Raw genomic sequence first — 21,316 nt, 5'->3', positions numbered from 1 at the left:
CAAGGATAGCAAATTAGAAAGTATTACCAATTTGGAACTGAACTTTTTCAGTCTCATCGCCGTCTTTATCACCGATAGGCACTGCATAGCTGAGTGAAATCGGGCCAATTGGCGTATACCAAGTCACCCCTGCACCAGCACTAAAGCGCATGCTATTGTCTTGTGTCAATAGCGGTACTTCGGTATCAACCCCTGTATTAGGATTAACAAAAGTACGATCTTCTTTATCAGTTGTATCAAATACCTGACCACCTTCAGCAAACAGTACTGGACGTACTTGGTCTGCCCAGTCGCCTTTGAACGGCATCGGTAAAATCAGCTCACTACCGAAGCTAACCAATGCGTTACCCCCAACTTCTTCTGCTGAAAAAGTTTGGTTGGCGGGGTCATTAATTGCATCAAAATACGTTTGTGATTTTGGCCCAAGCGTTGAGGCTTCATAACCACGTACTGAGCCATAACCCCCAGCATAGAAGTTTTCGTAGAATGGCAAATCATTACCATAACCTAACTTGGTATAACCGCGAGCAACCCAATCTTTGTAAATCGGATAGTACACATTACCTTGATAAATAAGCTTTTGATAACTTGAATCACCTAAGCCAACCGTTGCATCTACCGTATGACTCATCCCTTTAGTCGGGAAAACAGGGCGATCTAAAGTGCTATAATCCCACCCTAGTAACAAGTTGTAGGTCTGGTAATCATTTTTGAAGCCAGTACGTCCCTCAAAATCCCCTGTGAAATCTTCAAATGAACCGCCATCATCGATGATTTGCTGTACGTTTGATACACCAAGGAAACGACCACCACGTATTGAGGTATTATCGACATTGATACCTGCGCTCACACGCTTGGTCTCGTCAACAGGATAGCTATAATTCAAGGTAGCGCCGTAAGAATCAGTCACATAATTACTGACGTTTCTATCATCGAATTTAGTCTCACGATAATAAGCACTCAGACCTTGTGATACACCATTTTCGGTGAAATACGGGTCGGTATAGCCCAAGCTGTAAGAGTCACGCGTCTCTGAACGTGATAGCGCTGCTTTAACACGGTTACCTGTACCCATAAAGTTATTTTGGGTCAAATCCAACTGGAATGTGACACCACCACTTTGTGAGTAACCAGCTGCAATCGTCGAGCTGCCAGAAGGTTGTTCTTCAACAGTATAGCTAACATCAACTTGATCTGGTTGGTTAGGTACTGGTTTTACATCAACATTGACAGCTTTAAAGAAACCTGTGCGCATCAAACGAGTACGTGACAATTGTATTTTGTCATTAGACGCCAACGCGCCTTCTAATTGACGCATCTCACGGCGCAGCACTTCATCTTGAGTTTTGATATTGCCTGTGAAATTAATACGGCGAACATAAATCGGACGCGCAGGATCGATAAAGTAATCGACATCAACCACTTTAGTATCATCATTGATACGTGGCACAGGTCTGACCTGAGCTAAGTAATAGCCTTCGTTACCGTAACGACTTTTAAGTGCTGCGGTCGTCTCATCCAATTTGGCTTGTGAGTACTTCTCATTAGGGGCAAAAGTAACCAAACCTTTTAACTCATTTGTATCAAATGTTGGTTTGCCTAAGAAGTTTGTTTCACCAAATTGGTACTGCTCGCCTTCACTCAGACTGACTTCGATGAAGACATTTTTTTTGTCTTCACTGATATTGAGGACAGCATTGTCTACCGCAAAACGTACGTAACCGTCATTTTGATACAGCGCCTTTAGATTTTCTAAACTGGCTGCCAGTTTTTCTTTCGCATAACGATCAGATTTAGACAGCAGACGTGTCCAAGAAGACTCTTTCACGGCGAAGACATCTTTGATTTCTTCGTCACTAAAGTGCTTGTTACCAATGACGTTGATATCAACCACTTTAGCAGGCTTGCCTTCAATGAAGCGCACATCAAGCTTCACTCGATTGCCATCAAGTAGGGTTTGGTCAACCTCGATATTACTGTTGTAATAACCTTGGCTTATATACTGCTGCTGCAGCTCATTAGCAACGCCTTGCAAAGTGGCTTGTTTTAGCACTTTACCAGTAGCCAGGCCAGCATTGTCTAGACCTTGCTGAAGTCCTTCTTTTGGAATGAGCTTATTACCTTCAAAATTTACCTCAGCAATGGTTGGACGCTCAACAACGTCAAATCGTAGCTGTCCCCCTTCCACACGGCTTTGAATATCGGCAAAGTTTTCGGTCGCATATAGCGCCTTAATACTGGCCGCCAAACTACTGTCATTAACCGTATCCCCTACCGAAATGGGTAGGACCGGATAGAGGCTATCTGGGGTTAAGCGTTGCAGACCATTAAAACCGATGTCAGTTACTACAAACTCGGCAGCCTGTGCAGGCATGCTCATCATCGCTACAACTAACGGCAACCCTGCCGCGCTCATAAATAAAGGCGTACGCATAAACACTATCCGTCAATAAAAAACTTGCTTAAGTTAAGTTAAAAAGCGCCTGTTGTCCAGTCCATCACATGTCAAATTCGAACGATACATGGGAGACTCAGAACACTTTATATAAAATGCATCACAAAATAAACTAAAAATTACGATTAGTACAGAGGTCCTGATATAAAGCCACTTACCTGTCACATGAATAATGACAACACAATTGAGGTAAAGCCATTATTATATCTCCTCTGATCAAGGGTATAGAAGAATAATTGTTTAAAACAGACGACTGATATCATTACCAATTGCTAACACCATGAAACCTGCCAGCAAGAGTAAGCCAATATTTAATCCTACCATTTGTACCCCTTCTGAAAGTGGCTTACCGCGTATCAGCTCAATAAAATGATAGACAATATGACCGCCATCTAATACCGGAATGGGTAAAAGATTCAATACAGCAAGGCTCAAACTGATCAAGGCTGCGGTGGATAACACCATCTCCCAACTAATATCAAAGCTTTGTTTGGCGACTTTGGCAATGGTAATTGGGCCTGATAAGTTGTCTAACCCAATCATACCTGACAGCATTTTACCCATCGAGCTTACTGTCATGACAGCCAATTGCTCAGTCTTTTCAAAAGACTTGATCAGTGACTCACCAGGACCGTATACCACGGTCGTCTTATAAGCATCAGGAATAACAATCTCAGATTGCTCCACCATAGCACCAATCTGCCCATAATCGTTACCTAAATTGTCTTTTTTACCTTGCGGCATAATCTGTAATTGAACCGACTTATCATCACGCAATACCGTGAAATTAAGCAACTTCTCTGGACTATCACGAATAATACGAGTCGCACTAATCCAGTCTTTGATTGGTTCATCATTGATAGCTGTAATGCGATCACCTTTTTGCAAACCTTGACGACTAGCAGCGCCGTCGGGCGTCAAGTTACCAACGATTGGTGCGATATTGGGTTGCCACGGTAACATACCAAAGCTGCTCAAGGCATCTTTACCTTGTGCTGCACCTTGCATAAACTTTTGTACGGGCGCTTGATATGTTTTGGTCGGGCTATCGACTTGTGCGTCTGACTGCAAAGTAACACTCACCTTGTCTGTCTCACCCATACGATCTGCGAGACGATAGTTAATACCTTCCCATGTCTGCACTTCATGGCCATCAATGGCGACAATTTTATCACCAACGGGAAGCTGTGCGATGGCAGCGGGTGTATCAGGTAAGACTTGTCCAATTCTCGTCGCAAGCTGCTCTGATGGCGTCATAAATAACACCCAAAAAAGCGCGATTGCAATGATAAAGTTCATGAGAGGACCCGCTGCAGTAATCGCAATTTTTTTTAGCGGATGCTGGCGATTAAAAGCCAAATGCTGCTCATGTTCTGCGACATTCCCTTCACGCTCATCAAGCATTTTGACATAGCCACCAAGTGGTAGTGCTGAGATACGATAATCAATGCCACTTTTCTTACTGGTCCAACCAAAGAGCTTGGGTCCAAAGCCGATAGAATACGTCAGCACCTTTACACCGCAAAGACGCGCCACGATATAGTGACCCCACTCATGTAAAGCAATAAGTGGGCCCAAGACAAATATTGCCGCTAGTAGCGTTAATAAAAATGTCATGCTCTTTTCTCTGTTAAATGGCTCATGAGATGATTATGTCAGACTCTTGATAAGTCTATCGGTATGATGACGCGTTATTTTATCAATTGCCAATATGTCTTCTATGTCAGCACTATCATTTAATAATGGCACTTGAGTGTTAGTTAGGGCTTGCTCATTGATATCAGCAATATCTGTTAAGCGAATTTGTCCATTTAAAAATGCAGCCACTGCTATCTCATTGGCCGCATTCAGTACAATCGTTGCGTGTGTTCCTGCTTGCATGGCTTGGCGTGCAAGGCGCAAACAGGCGAATTTTTGTAAGTCAGGTTCAATAAACTCTAATCCACTAAGCGCATACAAATCTAATGGCTGCGAGCCGCTATCCATACGCTTGGGATAGCTGAGCGCATGCGCGATTGGCGTCTTCATGTCTGGACTGCCAAGCTGGGCTAAGAAGCTACCATCGCTATATTCTACCATTGAGTGAATGATACTTTGTGGATGAATCACCACATTTATCTTATCTTCAGGCAGATTGAATAGATGACACGCCTCAATCAACTCCAAGCCTTTATTCATCATCGTAGCAGAATCAACCGATATCTTTTGACCCATTGACCAGTTTGGGTGTTTGACAGCTTCAGCAACGCTCGCCTGTTGCATTTGCTCAAATGATTGCTGCAAAAATGGCCCGCCAGATGCCGTTAGCCAAAGCTTGCGTACCCCATGGTCTTTTTGATGAATTTGGGTATTGTCTTGTTGAATAGCAAGCGGCAAACATTGGAAAATAGCATTGTGTTCAGAATCGAGTGGTAGCAAAGTCGCATTATTTGCTTTGACCGCGTCGATCATCATTTGACCTGCCATAACCAAAGCTTCTTTGTTGGCCAGCAAGATACGTTTGCCTGCACGGGCAGCAGCCAAGGTAGAAGGAAGGCCTGCTGCACCCACAATGGCTGCTACCACTGTATCGGTCTGGGAGTCTTTGGCAATATCTACCAGCCCCTCTTCACCGCCTACCACATCGATGTTTAAGCCTGCCATACTGAGACGATTGGCAAAATCATCCACCGCTGTCAGAGGTACACTGACACGCTTTGGTAAAAACTGCTGGCAGAGCGTAAATAATTTGTCTAAACGGTGATGACCTGATAACGCATAGACCTCATAATGCTGTGGCTGCGCGGCTAAGATTGCTAGCGTACTATCGCCAATCGAACCTGTCGCGCCTAATACGGCGATGCGTTGCGTCATAACCAATGGTGCCTATATATATAAAGTAAAGAATATAAAGAGTACGAATGTAAGTGATACAGTAAAAATAAAACAGACTAATATAAGGATTTTTTAGCGTTACACAACCATCAAACCGAAATATTGTATCACCCAAAAACCAAGCGCAAATATTGGGGTAGCAGACAATAACGAATCGATGCGATCAAGCACACCGCCATGCCCAGGTAGTATGGTTCCTGAATCTTTTACTTTCGCACGACGCTTAAGCATTGACTCAAACAGATCGCCAAGCACTGAGGCCAGAATGGTTAGCGCCGACAGTAGCACAAAAGCAACCAAAGGCACACCTGTCAGATGCAGCTTAAAAATACTAATGGCGACAACGACTAACAAACCTGTTACTAGACCGCCTGCAAGGCCTTCCATACTTTTATTGGGTGAGACATTTGGGGCCATTTTTCGGCGGCCAAACTTACGTCCAACAAAATACGCACCACTATCAGCACACCATACCAATAAAAACACGTATAACAGCCACCATGCTGACAACTGCCATAAGTAAAACATGGCTGTGATGGACGCCGTCAATATTACAGCGCCCATTAATGCCAGCTTTTTGCCATACCAATTGGTATGTGTCGGAAAGGCATTTACCCAAGACAGGGCCATTAGCCATATCGCGATTGCAGCAATCCACCAAAACAACCAAGTCACTTTAAAAAGCAAAGATACCGATGTCAGTATCAGTACCAACAATACAAAAACTGGCGGCTGACGCCACGCTGGCATCAGCTTTGTCCACTCGTGAGCGGCGATAATGACGCCAATTGCTAATAGCGGCGCAAATAAAATAGGAGTTTGGCTCGCAAACATTGCAATACCAACGATAATAACGAGAATAATTGCCGTTTTAATTCGTTGCCACATACTTATTGAGCCTTATAATAATAAAAAACGCATGAACAAAAAGTGCTTTATATAGCTGTCAATCTATAATCATCTTTTAATAGCAATTGACCCTAATGAGAGTATTGATTATTTCACAAACACAGCTTATTAACTACTAGTAGCATATTGGCTTTGTAAAAGACTTATTTGTAAGATGCTTATTTATAAAAGTACTTACTTATAAAAGCACTTAGAAATCCTCAAAACCGTCACCACATTAACGAGACTGCTGCTCTATCACTATTTGTTCGCTGGTTTTACCAAAGCGGCGTTGACGCTGAGCGAATTCGGTTACCATAGTAGACAGCTCCTCCGCACCAAAATTTGGCCACAACGTTTGAGTAAAAAACAGCTCTGCATAAGCAGATTGCCACAATAAAAAATTGGAGATTCGATACTCACCGCCTGTACGTATCAACATGTCTACTGCTGGCGCATCTGCCAACTGCACGTACTCACCCAGCAGCTCTTTGCTCACTTCTTCCGCCTGCAATTGTCCTGTTTGGACTTGCTGGGCTAACTGTTTTGCAGCATTTGCAATATCCCACTGTCCACCATAGCTGATGGCAATGACCAAGGTCATGGCTTCAAAATCTGCTGTTTTTTCTTCCGCGTCCGCCATCAATGCTTGCAAACTGTCGCTGAGCTGGCTGCGATCACCAATAAAACGCAAGCGAATACGGTACTCATTCATACGCGGTATTTGCTCATAGATGGTTGATGATAAGAGTTGCATGAGTAACGCCACCTCGCTAGGCGGGCGCTGCCAGTTTTCACTAGAAAAGGCAAATACGGTCAATACCTCAATACCTGTTTCGACACAATACTCAACAATAGGATCTAAGGCATCTTTGCCAGCCACATGTCCTTGCCCCTTTGCCAAGTCATTGGCTTTCCCATAACGATTATTACCATCCATGATAATGGCGATATGGCGTGGAAGAATGTCAGGAGCCAAAAAAACTGAAGTGGACATAGGAAAACTTGCTTATTGTTAAGGTGAGATAATAATAACGTGGACTTGCGCAGTTAAAAAGCGTCATACAGACAATTCATGAACTTATCATAAATGCATTATCAGACCATATACATTTATTATCGATAAGATATGATGGGCCAAGTATTCAAAAACACATATGCTCATGCGCTGAGTAAGACCAAAAAACCATATTGCTATAAAAACATCCTGCCAATCGACATAATAATAAGCAGCCAATAGCACTCGCACATTGGCTGCTTAAACTGTCAAAATACAACTCAACTGGTTATGCCATAAATAATAGGCTGACCCGTTTTTAGACTTCCATCAAATCACTTTCTTTTTTGCTCAGACGGCTATCGATAGTGTCGATATACTTGTCAGTAATTTTCTGAATATCATCACTGGCGCGGCGCTCGTCGTCTTCTGAGATTTCTTTTTCTTTCGCCAATTCTTTGATGTCATTCATCATATCACGGCGAATATTACGAATAGAAACGCGGCTGCTCTCAGCTTCCCCGCGGGCAAGTTTTTGCATGTCGCGGCGCGTGTCTTCTGTCAACGCTGGCATTGGCACACGAATTACGTCAGCAGTCATTGGATTCAAACCCAGATCTGCTTCACGAATGGCTTTGTCTACCGCTTGTACCATAGTACGGTCAAATGGCTGAACCAATAGCGTGCGCGAATCTTCTACGTTTACGCTAGCAACTTGGTTCAATGGCGTAGGTGAGCCATAGTAACTGACCATTACACCAGATAACATGCCTGGATGTGCACGGCCAGTACGTACTTTACTAAAGGTGCTCTCAAGCGCTTCTAGCGTTTTTTGCATGCGCGCTTCGCCGTCTTGCTTAATCTCTTTAATCATTATGTATCCTTATTTATCGCTACCGACAAATCATTCATTATTGTTAGTTATAAAAAGTTATTAGGGTATTTACTACAACAAGAGTCGTCGCTCGTATTAATGATAAACGCGCGTTCCTTCATTTTCGCCCATAATGACATTCAATAAAGCATTGGGCTTATTCATATCAAAAACTTGTAGAGGTACATTGTGCTCACGGCATAATGCAATGGCAGTTAAATCCATCACGCCCAGTTTTTGCTCTAACACTTCATCGAACGTTAAGCCATCGTATTTTTTGGCATCAGCATGTAGGCTTGGGTCTTTGTCATAAACGCCATCTACTTTGGTGGCTTTTAAAATAAGACCCGCTTCAATTTCGATGCCGCGCAAGCAAGCGGCGGTATCAGTGGTAAAAAACGGGTTGCCTGTGCCTGCCACAAAAATGCAAACTTCGCCGTTTTTGAGGTAGCGAATCGCATTACGACTGCTATAGCTTTCTGTCACCTCACCAATTGGCAGTGCTGACATCAAACGCGTCTTGATATTGCGGCGCTCAAGCGCATCACGCATGGCAAGTCCGTTCATGACTGTCGCCAGCATACCCATCTGATCACCTGTGACACGGCCAACCAAGCCTTCTTTTTGCAACTGCGCACCGCGATATAAGTTACCACCACCAACGACGATACCGACTTGCACGCCAAGGCCGCGCAAGTGGGCAATAGACAAACTCATTTTATCAAGTACTTCGGTATCAATACCCATGTCTTTACTGCCGGCCAAAGCTTCACCAGAGAGTTTCAACAAGATACGGGAGTAACGTGGATTTTTGTCAGACATGAGGTCACCTTGTTAGTATTAAATTATAATTACAATCATGGGTAAAATACAAATAGCGTCTGCCTGCAGCGCCATACAGGCTGACGGCGTATGAAGCAGGCTAAATTGCGCTAATTGTAGCAAAAACTGCCCGCTCTTGGGCAATTTTCACTCGCATATTATAGTCAGTGTTCACCTTGATAACTGGCAAATAAGTCATATTCGCTTGCATCATCAATAGTGACCGTTAAGAATTGACCCACTTTTACCTGATCGGTAATTTCGTCAACATAGACATGGCCATCAATCTCTGGCGCATCAGCGTAACTGCGACAAATCGCGATATTTTCGTCGCTATCAATCTCGTCAACCAATACCATCAAGGTCTTGCCAACTTTTTCTTGTAGCTTTTGTGCCGATATCTCTTGCTGTAGTGCCATTAAGCGCTCATAACGAGATTGCTTAACGTCCTCAGGTACATGATTTGGCAAATCGTTGGCGACCGCGCCTTCAACTTCCGAATACGTAAATGCCCCAACGCGATCAAGGCGCGCTTCAACTAGCCAATCGAGCAAACACTGAAAATCTTCTTCTGTTTCACCAGGGAAGCCGACAACAAAGGTTGAACGAATCACGATATCTGGGCAAATCTCACGCCATGCTTTGATGCGTGCCAACGTGTTTTCGCTATGTGCAGGGCGCTTCATGGCTTTTAGAATACTGTGGCTCGCATGCTGGAAAGGAATATCCAAATACGGCAACAGCTTTTTTTCGCCCATCAGCTCGACGACTTTGTCTACGTGGGGATAAGGATAGACGTAATGCAGGCGCACCCAAATCCCTAAGTCGTTTAATGCTTGGCACAAGTCATAAAACTTAGATTTTAGGGGCATACCATTCCAAAAGCTGGTCTTATACTTTAAGTCGAGACCATAGGCAGAGGTATCTTGTGAAATAATCAACAATTCTTTCACGCCCGCCTTTTTCAGTGCCATCGCCTCATTCATGACATTGTCGATCGGACGCGAGACCAAATCACCACGTAAACTTGGAATGATACAGAAAGTACAACGGTGATTACATCCTTCAGAGATTTTTAGGTAGGCGTAATGACTTGGCGTCAACTTTATGCCTGCCTCATTGATCAAATCTATTTTTGGATCGTAGTTGGTATCCATATTACGATTGGGTCTAGGCACATGCTGCGCCACTGCGGTAATCACTTCATCATAAGCATGAGCACCTGTCACAGCGAGCACCGCTGGATGCATTTCGCGGATTTTTTCCGCTTCTTTGCCAAGACAGCCTGTAACGATGACTTTACCGTTTTTGCTAATGGCTTCACCAATGGCGTCAAGTGACTCTTGTACTGCTGACTCGATAAAGCCACAAGTATTGACCACGACTAAATCTGCACCGTCATAGTCGCTTGCGACTTGGTAACCATCACGGCTAAGTTCCGTAATAATGCGCTCACTGTCTACTAGTGCCTTTGGGCAACCTAGCGATACAAACCCAATCTTTGGTGCTGCGCTCACTGGCGCAGTAGAAGTTGCTGCCGTTGAAGCAGCATCACTGCTTTGCACGATACTACGGTTTTGATTGTGATTGGCTTTATGGTGGTAAGGCTGGCTACTGTCTGACAATCCTCGCTCTTTTGCCATTGCGGGCTTAGCAGGATTAAATATAGTGGCTGTATTATTAGGAGCAGTAGACGCTGACGGTGAGGTGATCGTAGTCGTATTTACCGACTCGGTAGAAGTTTTGGACATGGCTGACCTTGCTAGAGATAATTGGCTGTGCGCATTGTACGTTTTTTTTACAAAAACCGCCAGTTTTGCCGCTCTATACTGTTGATTTGTGGTTAAATATTATATCAAGCACTTTTTCACTTATGCATCATTTTATTAGGCATTATCTATGACAAGTCATTTGACCCCGACAAAACTGACACCTGACTTAGCGTTTTTATCACAGCATTTGTTTACGTCTATTTTATGGGTCAATGACGCACTGTCTATTATTTGGTTGAATGCGCAAGCTGAACAATTGCTTGCGATCAGTAGTGGCAGATTGCTCAATCAGTCCATATTAACATTACTGGTCACAGAGAACTCAACGTCAAAAGATCATACGTCAATTGAAGATAAAGAAGCTGAACCCACTTGCTCTTTGACCGAGCGTTTTACGCAGGCCAAGCACTATCAGCAACCCTTTATCGATCACGATCACATTATCAATACTTCTTTAAATGGTAATTTGTCATTGTCAGTCGACTACAGCGTGACGCCTGTGATTTATGAACAACAGCATTATTTTATCATTGAGATGTGGGGCAAGGATCGTCAAAGCCGTATCTCAGAAGAACAACGCCAGCAGCAACAATATAGCGTCGCTCGAAATATGCTACGCTCGGTTGCACATGAAATCAAAAATCCCCTTGCTGGTATTCGCGGGGCGGCGCAATTACTACAGCGAAAATTCATCACCTTTAGTGATACTGCTACTTTCAGTTCTCAATCATCTGATACTGCTGATCAGTCGACGCCCGTATTGACCCCCAATCACAATTTGCAAAAAACCGCGGAAAAACTCCGTAATTATACTGATATCATCATTTCGGAAACGGATCGTTTGACCCATCTTATTGGGCAATTTCTTGGCTCGAATCAGCTGCCCAATTGGCAAGTGCTGAATATCCATGAGCCATTGGAACACGTCATAACCTTGGTGCTTAATCAATATCCAGAAGTCACATTACAGCGTGATTACGACTTATCATTACCAGAGTTGCAGGCAGATAAAGACCAGCTGATTCAAGTATTCTTAAATTTGATTAATAATGCTTGCGAATCTATGACAGAGTTTGCCCAAACGTTGCAGCAAAAAGAGTTGTCCGATGCTCAATCTGCGACTTCACAGGCGCATAAAGATAGCAATGGTGACTACCAACCGACGTTGCATATTCAAACCCGCGTGGCGTTTCAACACACCATCAGTGGGCAGCAGCATAAACAAGTACTACAAGTTAACATCACCGATAATGGCTCAGGGATTGATCCTGCGCTCATCGGACAAATATTTTTTCCAATGGTGACCAGCCGAGCAGCAGGGACTGGACTTGGATTGTCCATTGTGCAAGATATTATTAGCCATCATCATGGTATGATTGATGTCAGCTCCACACAAGCAAAAAATTCTCATAGCCGTCTCAATAATAGCCAAGGCCAAACCCGCTTTACGCTTTATCTACCGTTTAATCAACCAATCGTTGAGACGTAAATACAGTTAAAACGTAAATGGCATTAAAGCTTAAATCATTGTCTCACCACTCAATCATAAACCTGAATCAACTCATTGCTCATTAGGCCTGATACATGACTGACTATAACAACACGCGTAACCCTAAAAGCGATAACTACTCACCGAAAGATCAGACTTTTGATCGGCAAGCTCCAGACAATCAAGTGTTAAATACTCAAAGGGTCAATGACCAAACTGCAAAAGTCACTGTCAACAACCATGCAGACAATCACTCTGCCACTTTATGGCTTATTGACGATGATGCTGCCCTACGTTTGATATTGGCGGATACTTTTGAAGACGCAGGATTGACGGTTATTAGCTTTACACAAGCGCAAGCAGCGTGGACACGCCTTAATGATATCTTGCAGCAGCCAGAGTCAGCCGAGCCATTGCCAGACGTGATATTGACAGATATCCGCATGCCGATGATGGATGGCTTGTCATTTAGTGATTGGGTACACCGGAACTTTCCCAAGCTTCCCATCGTCATTATGACAGCGCATTCAGACCTAACTTCTGCAATCAACAGCTATCAGACAGGCGCATTTGAATACCTTCCTAAGCCATTTGACTTAGATGATGCAGTCGCAACGATTTATAAAGCCATCAACTATCAGCCTAACAGGGCGACGAGTCCCAATGTCACTGGATCTGATATCGATGTCACTCCTGATAGTGCATCCAATAAAGCAGCCGTATCAGAGGCAGCAACGAAACCTATCAGCATCACTCGTCCTGTGAGTAAAATGCATCCATCTGCACATAGTGAACCTGAGATAAAAACTGATACTCAACTCGCACCCCAAGCCCAACCTCAGGCGCAGAGTAACCCCAGCGGAATTATTGGGCAATCACAAGCCATGCAAACCGTGTTTCGTGCCATTGGTAGACTGGCGCACTCACCCATTACCGTCTTAATTACAGGAGAGTCAGGGACAGGTAAAGAATTGGTTGCCAGTGCCTTGCATCAGCATTCACCTCGTAAACAACAACCTTTTATCGCTCTTAATATGGCAGCCATTCCGCATGATCTGATTGAGTCAGAGTTATTCGGTCATGAAAAAGGGGCGTTTACAGGAGCCACCACAACGCGCCAAGGTCGTTTTGAGCAAGCAAATGGAGGGACGTTGTTTTTAGATGAAATTGGAGATATGCCGTTTAGCACGCAAACGCGTCTACTACGAGTATTGGCCAACGGAGAGTTTTATCGAGTGGGCGGACAGCAGCCGGTCAAAGTAGATGTGCGCATCATCGCTGCTACCCATCAAAATCTAGAAGAATTGGTCAAACTGGGTCGATTTCGTGAGGATCTTTTTTATCGCCTAAACGTCATTCGCCTGCCACTACCGCCTCTGCGCACACGGCGCGAAGACATCCTTGCCCTAGCCATTTATTTTATGCAGCGCGCGGCTGAGCAGATGAATACGACTCCAAAGCAGTTGCATCCTGCAACGATGCAGATAATGCAGTCTTTTGAATGGCGCGGTAATGTGCGCCAACTTGAAAACGTTTGCTTGTGGCTCACCGTCATGGCAACTGGTGACACAGTCATGGTTGATGATTTGCCGCCAGAACTGCTTGAGCATAGCCCAGTGAAGCCTCAACTAAGGCAACCGTCTGCCTCTGCACAAGAAACCATACAAGACCAGCACCACTATGCTGGAGCTGATATTCTGCATGAGGGATTTGAGAGCCAGAACTGGCAGCAAGCACTGGCTATTTGGGCTGAGCAATCACTACAAGAAGGCGAAACTGATATTTTGCAAACGGCAACGCCTGAATTTGAACGCATCCTACTGACGGCAGCTCTTAAACATAGTGGCGGTAAAAAGATAGCCGCTGCTAACCTACTTGGCTGGGGACGCAATACGCTGACACGCAAATTACAGCAATTAGATATTCCGTCATAGAAAAAACCAAATATATAGGTATTTAAGCAGCAAAACCTTCAAACAAAAATGTTTTTATTATCAATTATTTATAAAATTTTTGAAAAATATTCGTCAAATAATTAAAAATAATCGAAAATAGGGGTTGACCAAAAATTCAAACTCTATATAATAGCCAACCACTGAGACGCACTACCGAATCAGTTAACTGTCTAGATAGCGTTTGAATTTAACCGCTTTTGATGATAGAGTAACGAAAATGGGGCTGTGGCGGAATTGGTAGACGCACCAGATTTAGGTTCTGGCGCCGCAAGGTGTGAGAGTTCGAGTCTCTCCAGCCCCACCATTTTCGGATAGTACATCTTAGACCAAATATTAAAGCCTGCTTTTTAGCAGGTTTTTTTGTGTATGAGTTTTAATCGTAGGTTCACACTTTCCCTAAATCTAATAGTATGTCACCCATACTCTGATACCGCCTCTCTACCCGCTTTGCTAAAGTTTTATCAACAATACATTGATAGCCACTATACTTTAAAGGCAATTTTGGCACAGGCTTTTGGCAATGTTGAGTCGCCCAATCAATCATTGGATCGATACTTTCAGTAGCAATCTGAAACGGGCGCTCACCCATGAGTATTTCAACCATCATGATACCGAACGCGTAGATATCACTTTTTATCGTTGCTCTCTGTCCCTGCCAGCGCTCAGGTGCCAGATAGGCAGGCGTCCCAGCAGGATTTGAGTTAATAGGTTGATGAATCGTTTCTGCTAACGCAAAATCAATCATGACTAGATCAGACGTTTCGCTAATATTGTGACCACCACTTTCTAAAGCGGCATTAAGCAAAATATTACTGGGTTTAATATCATTGTGCAGACAGCCAGCATGATGTAATTCGGCCACAAGATGCGCGGCTTGTTTAATGAAATGATGCTTGTGATTATCGGTTAATGAGGGACGGTTTTGATTCGTAAGCTGCTTTGCTAAATTACCATTTGAATAATAAGGCATGACAAGTGCCATTAATTGCTGACTCTGCCCCATTGCCTGAATGCTTATTTTTTCACAAGTAAGTACAGAAGGAACAAAAGCTTTTTGCGCACTCTGATTTTGTAATAATGCGTTCAAAGATTTCAGCACATCATACTCATGAGTCAAACCGGATAAATCATGATTTTCAAAAGCATTTAGCTGCCACTTAATCATCACGCTACCGAATTGCGGGTGCTTTGCGCGTGTCAAACCTTGATAACAACTTGTTGCTGTGGTTTTTGTTTCAGCACCTCGTGTTTTCAGAGCGTTTTGCTGAGCAATACGCTGATGCACTATTTCGCTATATTGTAGTGCAGACAGTGCTTGAGTAATAAGCGGCAATAGCTGCTGAGCTTGCGTTTGCAAAGCTTGTATAATCAGCCGATTACTGGCACTATTTTGCATGGTCTGGTTTTTCATGGCAAACTCTTATCATACAGTGACGTCCTGAAAAAACCACGATGACACCTCTCAAATCCCACCTCAACAGTTAGAGCTATTATGTCGCAACCTACCCACTCGTCTAAACCTACTACTCATTATGCCTTACCCACGCCAATACTGGATTTGCTGACTCAATACTTACAAGAGCAGGTCACGCCAACGATCAAAATTGATCCTGAGCAGCTGGCCTATCGCTGGATCGGCGGTGAAAATGGTCATCTATCACCCTTGGCAGTCAATCTGTTTTTAAGTTTAGACGACTTGCAAGGTATCGAGAGACAAAAGTCAAAGCTCATACAAAACACACGTCAGTTTTTAAAAGGCTATCCCGCCAATCATGTGTTGATGACAGGGACACGCGGTGCAGGTAAATCTTCATTGATTCGGGCTTTATTACAAGCTTATCATAGTGAAGGGCTGCGCATTATTGAGATTGCTCGTGATGATTTGCAAGTATTAGACAAAATACGCGCCGCCATTAAGGCGTTACCCGTAGACTGTGGTTGCCGTTACATAGTGTACTGTGATGATTTGGCATTCAATGGTCAAGATGAAAGTTATCGCGCTCTAAAAAGCGTACTCGATGGTGCGCTGGATTCTGAACAAGACAAGCTACTGGTCTACGCCACCAGTAACCGCCGTCGTCTATTACCGCAGATGATGAAAGACAATCTTGATATTTACAATGGTCAAACAGATGAAGTTAATCCTTATGAGACCATTGATGAAACGGTGTCGTTATCTGATCGATTCGGTTTGTCACTCACCTTTCACCCCATGGATCAGCAAACCTATCTACAAATTATTCAGCATTATCTGATTTTAGAACAACAGAAAATATTAGCTAATACCGATATGACTCTTGAAGTTGGCTCAGAAGACGGCAATTTACCTGACGCTATTAGAGCAGATGCGCTACGTTGGGCATCCGAACGTGGCGGGCGCTCAGGACGGGTTGCTTATCAGTTTAGTCGCTATTGGAGCGGTAAAACACAGCTGGCTATCGAAGACAGTATGCGTTAAATCATTTTTCATGATTGCGTGCAGAGCCTAGATAATGTACGCGATCGTGTTTTTGATTATTGGTCAAATCACTGGCACCATTGACTATATACTGAGCAAAATCGACTGCCAGCCAAAGATTGCCTTGATAACCACTTTGCGCATCCGCGCGGATGTGTGCCATATTTGGTGTGCTACTATTCGGATTTTCAAAGCTCTGATAACGGGCGCTAAAATGCGTCAAAATTAGGTTTTGGATACCGCTATTGTGCGCAAACTCACCCACTAGCCGCGCACTACTATGCATCGGATCGAAGTCTGGATTTTTGGCTTGGATTTTAGTTAACACATCGGTGGTGTAAGTGGCTTCATGGACCAATAAATCTGTATCGACCACCGCTGCACTTAGGCACTCTGGCATGTCGTTATCTCCAGCCACTACGATACGTGTGCGCTGCGTCTCATGATTGACATAGTCTGCCGAATGCAGCTGTTGACCCTCATCCGTCACCACATCTTGACCTTGCTGTAAGCTGCCCCACAAATGACTGGTAGGTATGCCGGCGGCGATGAGTTTAGCGGTGTTTAGTGTGCGACGACTGATATTTTGTGTGATACCAAAACCATGCGAAGACACTCGATGCGAGAGAGGTGTGATGTCGATCGTTAGCTGATGCTGCTCATTTAAGGCAATGTCCACTTTGCCCACTTGCCCCTCTACTATGTCTTCAACTGCTATAAAGTCAATCGTAAAAGGCAAATATAGCTCAGTGGTCAATACGATGGCATCTAAAAGTGTAGCAATGGCTTTTGGCGCAATCACAGTTAATGGCTGGCGACGTCCAGACATGGCCGCACTGGCGAGCAGTCCAGGCAACCCATAGCAATGATCCCCATGCACATGGGTGATGCAAATAGCAGTCAATTGATGCAAAGACAACTTGGTATGCAACAATTGCTGCTGTGTGCCCTCGCCGCAATCAATTAACAGCCATGGGTGCGACTTACTGTTTTGTTGATTTGCGCTTGATGCATAGGTATTCAAGCATTCAATCGCAAGCGCCGTCACATTACGCTGCTTGGTAGGCACACCAGCTGATGTGCCAAGAAAGGTCAACTTAAGCATTGATAGCTTCTCTGACTGATAGCAATCATCTATTTATCCATTCACTACGATAACTGACATAGCATGGTTTTCTGATTTTCTACCATTTGTCCACCACTGGCTCGGCACTCGCTGACCATATTGGACTCATAAGATTTCCAGCCGCCATAAAAACTGGCAAGACACAGCAGCACAACCAATATCTTTTGCGTCCATGATTTAATGGAGACTTGCTGCGCACGAATTTCTTGACGACGAATATCACTCTCATCGGTATGCACGGTATCTTTAGCCAGCTTATTCTGGTCGTTCATGGTACTACCTTCTTTATATGCTATGGTTAAATAAGAATCAAAAACGCTCACAATAGCATATTATATCTTTAAAACTTCGGTGTGCCGCCTTTTTCTTCAGCACGCTTGAAGGCTGGACGTTCTTGGCAACGCTTAAGCCAGTTTAGTAGATTGGCAAATCTGACTCTGTCCATCCCTGCGCGCGCGTTAGACGCTGCAACGACGATATACATTTGAATATCAGCGGCACTAAACGCTTCACCAGCAAACCAATGGTTGTTTTGTAGATGCTGCTCCATCAAGTTTAAGTTGTTCATGATGTTGTTATCGATCATGCCATCTTCTACCTGTTTGCGAATACCTTTACTGATTGGTTTGATGAGCATTGGTGATCTCTCAACCACTTTGCTAAATACCAAACGCATGACCAAAGGCGGCATCGCAGAAGCTTCAGCAAAGTGTAGCCAAAAAGTATAGTTTTCCCACGCCGTTTCATTGTCATCAGTAGGTTTGAACTGATGGTCGGTGTCATAATGTCTGAGCAGATATTCAATGATAAAACCTGACTCAGCCAGCGCGCGACCATCCACTTCAAGGACTGGAGTATGACCAAGCGGATGAACTTTTTTTAAGCTTTCAGGTGCCAGATAAGATTTGGTGCGCTCATAGCTGGTTAACTTATAATCAAGCTCAAGCTCTTCTAATAACCATAAAATACGAAATGAGCGCGAGTTGTTTAAATGATGCAGATTTAACATAGACCGTCCTAGTTGTAGTATAAGTAAATAATAAGATCCATAGATGGTGCCACATATTCTATTACGCATGACAACATTGATATCGATAATAGCGTAATTGATTCACCTTTAACATAGGCGCTATGTAGAACCATCACGAAAAATTATGTCTACTAAGTCAACTTTATGACGCTATCTACTCCGTATTATTCTAAATGTAACGCTTCAATTTTACGGGTCATTTTATCTATTTTTTGCTGATATTTTTTTATTTTGCGGAATCGGTGCGCGATTAGCACACCTTTGATACGGCGATTTTTGAGACGACGACGCGGCGGAAAACTGCCTACTTGTGGCTCATTATAACCATGTAAGCGGTCATCACGTTTTCGCGCCAGATAGCCAAGAGCGCTATCAGCAATCATAATAAGCAGTGCAATAAAGATCATGCTATACATCAGCATAGATCCACCATCATGTAAATTACGATCCAAAATCGCAATCGAAAATATAAATAAAAATATCGGTTCAAGGTAGCACAAAGTCCCAAATAGTGAGACTGGTAACTTTTGGCTTGCCACCATGGTTAAGGACATCGCAGCGGTGCTGATAACGCCCAATAGTGGCAGTAGATACCAAAGCTTGTCGCTTGCGATGGCTATTTCAAAACCGCCGTTAAAATACAGCGCAACTAACACAACGGGCAACAACAATACAAGATCAGAAATCAAGCCTGTGATTGGCGGCACTGCCAGCTTGCGACGCAGTAGATAGTAAGGCGGATAACCCAAACAGACAAACAAAGTCGCCCAAGAGATCGCGCCATATTGGAAAATATCATAAGCAATACCGAAACCTGCACATATAATGGCCGCCCATTGAAGTAAGCTCATATCTTCATTATAAAAAAATCGACCAACGACGATCATGATCATCGGATATAAAAAATAACCCAATGTTACCTCAAGCCCCAAGCCATTAACGGGTGCCCACATAAATATCCAAATTTGTGCGCCCAAAATTGGGGTTGGTAATATAAATAACAACCACTCTTTTGTGCCCTTCAATGTTTTTAAATAATCAAAAATATGCTGCCATTGTTTGAGCACACTGACTAGTAGTACCAGACTAAAAAACATCGTCAGTACGCGCCAAGAAGCCACTTGCGTACCTGATAACGGTTGCAGTAGCAAACCAAATAGGAACAGCAAAGAGTATAAAAAGTTTGCAGCCACAGCAGTGATTGTACCCTGCGAGGTTTGGTTAGTAGTCAGCATTACAACAGCCTTTAGAGATTGGGGCACATCCTTGGCAATTTTAAAAAAAAACAAAAGCCTCAGACGAGAACGTCTGAGGCTTTTGCATATAAGGTCGTCGCGCCATCTAAAATCAACGCTTGTAATGTATTGTGCTTACATCATGGGCAGCATTATGTCAAAGTCAGCATAGATAAGCAATGCCACTGTTCATCTAGTGTGTCAACTTCTGCCTTGAGTAAATTTAATACACCTAAGCACTTATTTTAAATAGAATTATTTAATTTCTGCTGTATCTTATTTATCTTCTTTCGATAACGACGAATTTTGCGAAAACGATGCGCTTTTAGTGCACCATCGATTCGTTGATTGATATAGTGACGACGCGGCGGAAACCCGCCCACTTGTGGCTCTCTATAGCCATGCAAATGATTGTCACGGCGACGAACCACATATCCTATTGCACTATCAATTATCATAACCAAAAGCGCGAGCGTAATCATGCCGTACATAAAGAGCGATCCGCCTTCATCAAGGCTTTGACTCAAAATGGTGATAGAGAACACAAATAACAGCATCGGCTCTATATAGCTCAAAGCCCCAAATAATGAAACAGGCAGCTTATTACTCGCCATCATTGTTAGAGACATTGCAAGCGCACTAAAGGAGCCAAGTAGTGGCAATAGGTACCAAAACTTCATATTTTGCGCCGCCACACTAAAACCACCACTCATATAAAGCATGGCGAGTACCACTGGTGTTAGCAATGTCAAATCAAATAGGAGACCAGTAATGGGCGGAACAGAAAGCGTGCGCCGCAGGAGATAATAAGGCGGATATCCCAAACAAACAAACAACGTCACCCAAGATACCGACCCATATTGAACAATATCATAACCAATGCCTAATGCTGCACATAGTGCCGCTATCCACTGCAATGCGCTCATATACTCTTGATAAAAAAAGCGACCGATCACTATCATCATGAGTGGTAACAGAAAATATCCCAAAGTGACATCGAGACCAAAGCCATTTACAGGTGCCCACATAAATAACCAAATTTGCCCACCCAAAATTGGTGCAGGTAATATGAATATCAGCCATTCTTTTGCTGTCTTTAGTGTTTTTACATAATCGAAGACGTGCTGCCACTGTTTGGTTAAACTCAGCAATATGACCAAACTGAGCAGCATCATAAGCACGCGCCATGATGCTACCTGCGTACCTGTTAAAGGCAGCATAAACAGTCCAAACAAAAACATCATCGAAAACAAAACGCTCGATGATACCGAGGCGACAGTTCCTTGAAAGGTTTGATTGGTTGTGAACATATATATGGCCTTTAAAATACAACGTGATGGA

Annotated in this window: 17 protein-coding genes and 1 tRNA gene; 4 read left to right on the top strand and 14 right to left on the bottom strand. The window is 43.5% G+C overall.

Going from position 1 to position 21,316, the window contains the following annotated elements; genetic code table 11:
* Positions 1-13: 13 nt before the first annotated feature.
* From bamA to rimO, 8 genes are all read right to left on the bottom strand, one after another.
* On the bottom strand, positions 14-2,434 hold the full coding sequence (gene bamA / locus A3K91_RS04105; RefSeq protein ID WP_062844116.1) for an outer membrane protein assembly factor BamA: 2,421 nt from the start codon (positions 2,432-2,434) through the stop codon (positions 14-16).
* A gap of 261 nt (positions 2,435-2,695) precedes the next feature.
* Positions 2,696-4,072, bottom strand: coding sequence for an RIP metalloprotease RseP (rseP, locus tag A3K91_RS04100; RefSeq protein ID WP_062844115.1), 1,377 nt, complete (start codon positions 4,070-4,072; stop codon positions 2,696-2,698).
* Between the two features lie 33 nt (positions 4,073-4,105).
* A complete protein-coding gene (ispC, locus tag A3K91_RS04095) occupies positions 4,106-5,308 on the bottom strand; it encodes a 1-deoxy-D-xylulose-5-phosphate reductoisomerase (RefSeq protein WP_062844114.1) in 1,203 nt (400 codons plus the stop codon).
* 99 nt (positions 5,309-5,407) lie between these two features.
* Positions 5,408-6,217, bottom strand: a complete 810-nt coding sequence (locus tag A3K91_RS04090) for a phosphatidate cytidylyltransferase (RefSeq protein ID WP_062844113.1) — start codon at positions 6,215-6,217, stop codon at positions 5,408-5,410.
* 238 nt (positions 6,218-6,455) lie between these two features.
* A complete protein-coding gene (uppS, locus tag A3K91_RS04085; RefSeq protein ID WP_062844112.1) occupies positions 6,456-7,214 on the bottom strand; it encodes a polyprenyl diphosphate synthase in 759 nt (252 codons plus the stop codon).
* A gap of 319 nt (positions 7,215-7,533) precedes the next feature.
* Positions 7,534-8,088 carry a ribosome recycling factor gene (gene frr / locus A3K91_RS04080; RefSeq protein ID WP_062844111.1) on the bottom strand — a complete coding sequence of 185 codons (555 nt, stop codon included), beginning with the start codon at positions 8,086-8,088 and terminating at the stop codon, positions 7,534-7,536.
* A 96-nt stretch (positions 8,089-8,184) separates the two neighbouring features.
* Complete coding sequence (gene pyrH / locus A3K91_RS04075; RefSeq protein WP_062844110.1) at positions 8,185-8,910, bottom strand: UMP kinase; 726 nt, start codon at positions 8,908-8,910, stop codon at positions 8,185-8,187.
* A 164-nt stretch (positions 8,911-9,074) separates the two neighbouring features.
* Positions 9,075-10,661, bottom strand: a complete 1,587-nt coding sequence (rimO, locus tag A3K91_RS04070; RefSeq protein ID WP_062844109.1) for a 30S ribosomal protein S12 methylthiotransferase RimO — start codon at positions 10,659-10,661, stop codon at positions 9,075-9,077.
* Between the two features lie 148 nt (positions 10,662-10,809).
* Here rimO and A3K91_RS04065 point away from each other — a divergent pair, with 148 nt between their 5' ends.
* The 3 genes from A3K91_RS04065 to A3K91_RS04055 all read left to right on the top strand — a co-directional run bounded on the left by A3K91_RS04065 (position 10,810) and on the right by A3K91_RS04055 (position 14,430).
* Positions 10,810-12,171: a two-component system sensor histidine kinase NtrB gene (locus tag A3K91_RS04065; protein WP_062844108.1), complete on the top strand. Its 1,362-nt coding sequence runs from the start codon at positions 10,810-10,812 to the stop codon at positions 12,169-12,171.
* Between the two features lie 95 nt (positions 12,172-12,266).
* The gene (locus A3K91_RS04060; RefSeq protein ID WP_084387254.1) at positions 12,267-14,105 is read left to right on the top strand and encodes a sigma 54-interacting transcriptional regulator; all 1,839 of its coding nucleotides are present in this window, start codon (positions 12,267-12,269) and stop codon (positions 14,103-14,105) included.
* A gap of 240 nt (positions 14,106-14,345) precedes the next feature.
* Positions 14,346-14,430, top strand: a tRNA-Leu gene (locus tag A3K91_RS04055).
* An 81-nt stretch (positions 14,431-14,511) separates the two neighbouring features.
* Here the strand turns inward: A3K91_RS04055 and A3K91_RS04050 are convergent.
* Complete coding sequence (locus A3K91_RS04050) at positions 14,512-15,537, bottom strand: serine/threonine protein kinase (RefSeq protein WP_228139907.1); 1,026 nt, start codon at positions 15,535-15,537, stop codon at positions 14,512-14,514.
* Between the two features lie 81 nt (positions 15,538-15,618).
* Between A3K91_RS04050 and A3K91_RS04045 the strand changes: the two genes are divergently transcribed.
* Positions 15,619-16,584, top strand: coding sequence for an ATP-binding protein (locus tag A3K91_RS04045; protein ID WP_062844107.1), 966 nt, complete (start codon positions 15,619-15,621; stop codon positions 16,582-16,584).
* A gap of 1 nt (position 16,585) precedes the next feature.
* Here the strand turns inward: A3K91_RS04045 and A3K91_RS04040 are convergent, their stop codons facing one another.
* The 5 genes from A3K91_RS04040 to rarD (A3K91_RS04020) all read right to left on the bottom strand — a co-directional run bounded on the left by A3K91_RS04040 (position 16,586) and on the right by rarD (A3K91_RS04020) (position 21,285).
* Positions 16,586-17,689 carry a ribonuclease Z gene (locus A3K91_RS04040; RefSeq protein ID WP_062844106.1) on the bottom strand — a complete coding sequence of 368 codons (1,104 nt, stop codon included), beginning with the start codon at positions 17,687-17,689 and terminating at the stop codon, positions 16,586-16,588.
* A gap of 44 nt (positions 17,690-17,733) precedes the next feature.
* Complete coding sequence (locus A3K91_RS04035) at positions 17,734-17,982, bottom strand: hypothetical protein (RefSeq protein ID WP_062844105.1); 249 nt, start codon at positions 17,980-17,982, stop codon at positions 17,734-17,736.
* Between the two features lie 68 nt (positions 17,983-18,050).
* Positions 18,051-18,719: a glutathione S-transferase gene (locus A3K91_RS04030; protein ID WP_062844104.1), complete on the bottom strand. Its 669-nt coding sequence runs from the start codon at positions 18,717-18,719 to the stop codon at positions 18,051-18,053.
* Positions 18,720-18,904: 185 nt separating this feature from the next.
* A complete protein-coding gene (gene rarD / locus A3K91_RS04025) occupies positions 18,905-19,975 on the bottom strand; it encodes an EamA family transporter RarD (protein ID WP_062844103.1) in 1,071 nt (356 codons plus the stop codon).
* Positions 19,976-20,220: 245 nt separating this feature from the next.
* Entirely contained in the window at positions 20,221-21,285 is a 1,065-nt protein-coding gene (gene rarD / locus A3K91_RS04020; protein ID WP_062844102.1) for an EamA family transporter RarD, read from the bottom strand.
* Positions 21,286-21,316: the final 31 nt, after the last annotated feature.

Source organism: Psychrobacter alimentarius, assembly GCF_001606025.1.
Taxonomy (GTDB): domain Bacteria; phylum Pseudomonadota; class Gammaproteobacteria; order Pseudomonadales; family Moraxellaceae; genus Psychrobacter; species Psychrobacter alimentarius.
Note: the sequence above shows the minus strand (reverse complement) of the source record. Positions and strands in the feature narration are given on the sequence as shown.

What these genes read in the sequence shown, in the direction of transcription:
- bamA (WP_062844116.1), bottom strand. Translation starts at nt 2,434, where the DNA reads ATGCGTACGCCTTTATTTATGAGCGCGGCAGGGTTGCCGTTAGTTGTA.
- rseP (WP_062844115.1), bottom strand. Translation starts at nt 4,072, where the DNA reads ATGACATTTTTATTAACGCTACTAGCGGCAATATTTGTCTTGGGCCCA.
- ispC (WP_062844114.1), bottom strand. Translation starts at nt 5,308, where the DNA reads ATGACGCAACGCATCGCCGTATTAGGCGCGACAGGTTCGATTGGCGAT.
- A3K91_RS04090 (WP_062844113.1), bottom strand. Translation starts at nt 6,217, where the DNA reads ATGTGGCAACGAATTAAAACGGCAATTATTCTCGTTATTATCGTTGGT.
- uppS (WP_062844112.1), bottom strand. Translation starts at nt 7,214, where the DNA reads ATGTCCACTTCAGTTTTTTTGGCTCCTGACATTCTTCCACGCCATATC.
- frr (WP_062844111.1), bottom strand. Translation starts at nt 8,088, where the DNA reads ATGATTAAAGAGATTAAGCAAGACGGCGAAGCGCGCATGCAAAAAACG.
- pyrH (WP_062844110.1), bottom strand. Translation starts at nt 8,910, where the DNA reads ATGTCTGACAAAAATCCACGTTACTCCCGTATCTTGTTGAAACTCTCT.
- rimO (WP_062844109.1), bottom strand. Translation starts at nt 10,661, where the DNA reads ATGTCCAAAACTTCTACCGAGTCGGTAAATACGACTACGATCACCTCA.
- A3K91_RS04065 (WP_062844108.1), top strand. Translation starts at nt 10,810, where the DNA reads ATGACAAGTCATTTGACCCCGACAAAACTGACACCTGACTTAGCGTTT.
- A3K91_RS04060 (WP_084387254.1), top strand. Translation starts at nt 12,267, where the DNA reads ATGACTGACTATAACAACACGCGTAACCCTAAAAGCGATAACTACTCA.
- A3K91_RS04050 (WP_228139907.1), bottom strand. Translation starts at nt 15,537, where the DNA reads ATGAAAAACCAGACCATGCAAAATAGTGCCAGTAATCGGCTGATTATA.
- A3K91_RS04045 (WP_062844107.1), top strand. Translation starts at nt 15,619, where the DNA reads ATGTCGCAACCTACCCACTCGTCTAAACCTACTACTCATTATGCCTTA.
- A3K91_RS04040 (WP_062844106.1), bottom strand. Translation starts at nt 17,689, where the DNA reads ATGCTTAAGTTGACCTTTCTTGGCACATCAGCTGGTGTGCCTACCAAG.
- A3K91_RS04035 (WP_062844105.1), bottom strand. Translation starts at nt 17,982, where the DNA reads ATGAACGACCAGAATAAGCTGGCTAAAGATACCGTGCATACCGATGAG.
- A3K91_RS04030 (WP_062844104.1), bottom strand. Translation starts at nt 18,719, where the DNA reads ATGTTAAATCTGCATCATTTAAACAACTCGCGCTCATTTCGTATTTTA.
- rarD (WP_062844103.1), bottom strand. Translation starts at nt 19,975, where the DNA reads ATGCTGACTACTAACCAAACCTCGCAGGGTACAATCACTGCTGTGGCT.
- rarD (WP_062844102.1), bottom strand. Translation starts at nt 21,285, where the DNA reads ATGTTCACAACCAATCAAACCTTTCAAGGAACTGTCGCCTCGGTATCA.